4 protein-coding genes are annotated in these 2,927 nt (G+C 44.3%); 3 read left to right on the top strand and 1 reads right to left on the bottom strand.

Annotated features, from left to right (window positions below; translation table 11 throughout):
- The 3 genes from B7X71_RS14595 to B7X71_RS14585 all read left to right on the top strand — a co-directional run.
- On the top strand, positions 1-585 hold a 585-nt coding region (locus B7X71_RS14595), incomplete at its 5' end, for a hypothetical protein (protein ID WP_293601167.1).
- A 2-nt stretch (positions 586-587) separates the two neighbouring features.
- A complete protein-coding gene (locus B7X71_RS14590) occupies positions 588-1,154 on the top strand; it encodes a chromate transporter (RefSeq protein WP_215303423.1) in 567 nt (188 codons plus the stop codon).
- The gene (locus B7X71_RS14585) at positions 1,151-1,678 is read left to right on the top strand and encodes a chromate transporter (RefSeq protein ID WP_293599617.1); all 528 of its coding nucleotides are present in this window, start codon (positions 1,151-1,153) and stop codon (positions 1,676-1,678) included. Before B7X71_RS14590 ends, B7X71_RS14585 begins: the two co-directional genes overlap by 4 nt.
- 8 nt (positions 1,679-1,686) lie before the next feature.
- Here the strand turns inward: B7X71_RS14585 and B7X71_RS14580 are convergent.
- On the bottom strand, positions 1,687-2,927 hold a 1,241-nt coding region (locus tag B7X71_RS14580; RefSeq protein WP_293601165.1), incomplete at its 5' end, for a TonB-dependent receptor.

The following is a 2,927-nucleotide window of genomic DNA, read 5'->3' as shown; positions in this document are numbered from 1 at the left end:
CAAAATATTTGGGTTGATGACTGGTGTGAGGTCACTCTAAAGTGCCGCACAGGAGATATAGGCCAGTCTAACCAATTTAATCCTGCCCCCAAAAAATCGATCAAATCGCGCCTACGTCTCAAAGAAGAAATTCTACGAGGAGATGCAATTGGATCAACAAGATCTATTTATTCCAACAACGCAATTCTCGATGCGGTACCACTAGATAGTCTATTTGAACGATCCTTATCTAGTGTTATCAAATTTTTCCCTGGCCTGGCCAAGCTACCTATTGATAAGAAGAAGCCGCTTCGTATTGTTGGTGGAAGTACTAATAAAATATTAGAAGCTTGTTTACCACTTGGTAATTTAGTCTTTGGTGATGGTGTTCAGGCCCATTGTGAAATCGCAATCTGGATGAGAAGTGTTGGCGATCCGATTGTTGGTGAGTTAGCATTTTCCTATCGCGTTAACGATGCCAATAGGAAGCAAGCTAAGGCACATAAGCGTGCTGATAAGTTCTTCAAAAAACTCCAAATCGAACTTGCGAACTGGTTGGAAATAGGTAGCACTAAAACTGCTTTGGTTTATGGAAAGCCAGAATAGTAATGGGTTCAGATATTGAGGGCGTTCATGCTGAAGTGCCGAGTCTAAAAGATCTCTTTATACAATTTTTCATCATTGGAGCGGTTAGCTTTGGTGGTGGGATTATTGCCTATGAGCGGATCTTATTGGTTGAGAAACGTAAGTGGCTTTCCGCAGATGAATTTATGGCCTACCTGGCCATTAGTCAAACGATGCCAGGTCTCAATTCTGTAAACCTCGCAGTGATCTCTGGCGACCATTTGCGTGGTGCCTTGGGTGCAATTACTGCAACCATAGGTCTCATTCTGCCGGGATCAATCTTTGTATTAGCAGTAGGCATCATCTATGCGAGTGCTGCAGATCATCCCTTGGTTAACTATGTGTTGGCAGGCATTGCTGCTGCAGCTACTGGACTTTTGGCTGCCATCACTTACAAGATTGGCAGTGATCATTGGAGACACATGCAATCTTTGCTCATTATTATTTGCACCTTTTTATTAATGAGTATTGCCAAATTATCTTTACCCTATGTCATTTTGATTATGGCGCCGATTTCTCTGTACTTATATCGGCCGAGTAAAAAAGTATGAGTGCATTAATTCATCTGGGCTTGAGCTTTGCCTTGCTATCGATTTTGGCGGTTGGCGGAGGCACTGCCGTATTGCCAGAGATGCAAACAGTCTTGGCGCAACAGTTTGGCGTTAACCATACTCAATTCGTTCATATTTACAGTATTGGTCAGTTGGCACCGGGGCCGAATATGTTGATGGTCCTAGTCATTGGCTATCAAATTGCAGGACTAATGGGAGCAGGGGTTGTACTGCTCTCCTTTTTCTTGCCGTCGAGCTTCTTGTGTTTCTATGTTGGCCGCCTGTGGAATCGCTTTGGTGAAAATCCTTGGAGACGTTCCATTCAAAATGCATTGGAGCCGATTTCAATTGGCCTAATGGCCTCTGGCGTTTATGCCGTGGGCAAAGCTTCTATCGTGGGAGGTGTGACTGCGGCGCTTGCACTGGTGACCCTTTACCTTATCCTCAGAACCAAAATTAACCCAGTATTAGTCATTCTTGGCTCCGGAGGATTGGGTGCTTTATTGATGGCTTACCTAAAATAGTCTAAAGCTTAGAAAGTTCCTCGCAAGCCAACCATGAGACTTCTGCCTGGTTGCGGAGCGAAGAGTCTCACAGCCATTGGTGTAGTGGCATATCGAATTTGCTCATTAAGTAAGTTCTTCAAATTCATATACACAGTCCAATTCACATCCTTAATTTTCTCTGTATAGGAGATGCCTGCATTCAAGAGGTTATAACTTGGCGCAGGACCGATTTCCCAACTAGCCAATCTATTCTGTTGATAGCTATAGATATACGTTGCATTGGTGAGCCAGCCATTTCGTTGATGAGCCAGTTCTGCGCCTAATCGTGGAGCAGGCTGTAAGGGTAAATTGCCGCCTGCATCAAAAGTGCCTTGAGAGGCATCTCCGAAAACGCGACCACCCACGCCATGCTGTTGCCAGTTATATGTCATTTCACCTTCAACACCTTTGATAGTTGCTGCTGCTTGTTGAGCAGTTACCACGCTAAATCCATCGCCTTCTTCACCCCCATTATTAATTGCCGCACCCGTGTAATAACCATAGATATAGTTATTGAATTTATTTGCATAAACACTGGCTTTAGCTCGCATCAAACCGCTAGTTTTTTGAATGTTAAATTCAAGATTGTGTGAGGTTTCTTTATTGAGGTTAGGGTTACCAATGTCAAATGTTGCCGTAGATTCATGTGCACCATAAGAGTAAAGTTCTTGAGCGCTAGGCGCACGCTGAGAAACGGTATAGGCAACACCGGCGCCATGACCTTGCATAAAGTTCCACAAGCCACCAGCGGAGTAGGACATTAAATTGAATGTGCGGTTTTGTAAGGTTATATCTGGAGTGACGCCGGTTGTAGTTTGTTGACCAAGGTCTAAATCCGTCCCTAAATTCGGTTTCTGCGCCACATTGTTGTAGCGTAGACCCAAATTACCTTGCAAGGAATTCCATTTACCTTCCTCAATCCAAAATAGGGCATTCGAATTCGTTTTTGTTGGCGGCACAATTGCGTAGCTTCCAGAGCCAACTTCAGTTGCGTTGAGTGAGGCTGCAGAGACTTGTGCCCCGAAGGTGCCTTTCCAGTCTGCAATGGGCTTATGAGCAAGTTCAAAACGCGCTTCATTAGCAATGTTCTTCCAGAGCGAGGCCGCAACTCCTTCTGCATTAAATTCCGTATGGTTGTAATTGGAATTGGCTGCGCTAAATTTAAATGATGAGAAGCCCGCAAATGGATCGCGGGTTTGATGCTGTAAGTCGTAGCGATTTTGTGACT

It is taken from the genome of Polynucleobacter sp. 39-46-10 (assembly GCF_002282275.1).
The sequence above is the reverse complement of the archived record's forward strand: the minus strand, read 5'-3'. Positions and strand labels throughout refer to the sequence as shown.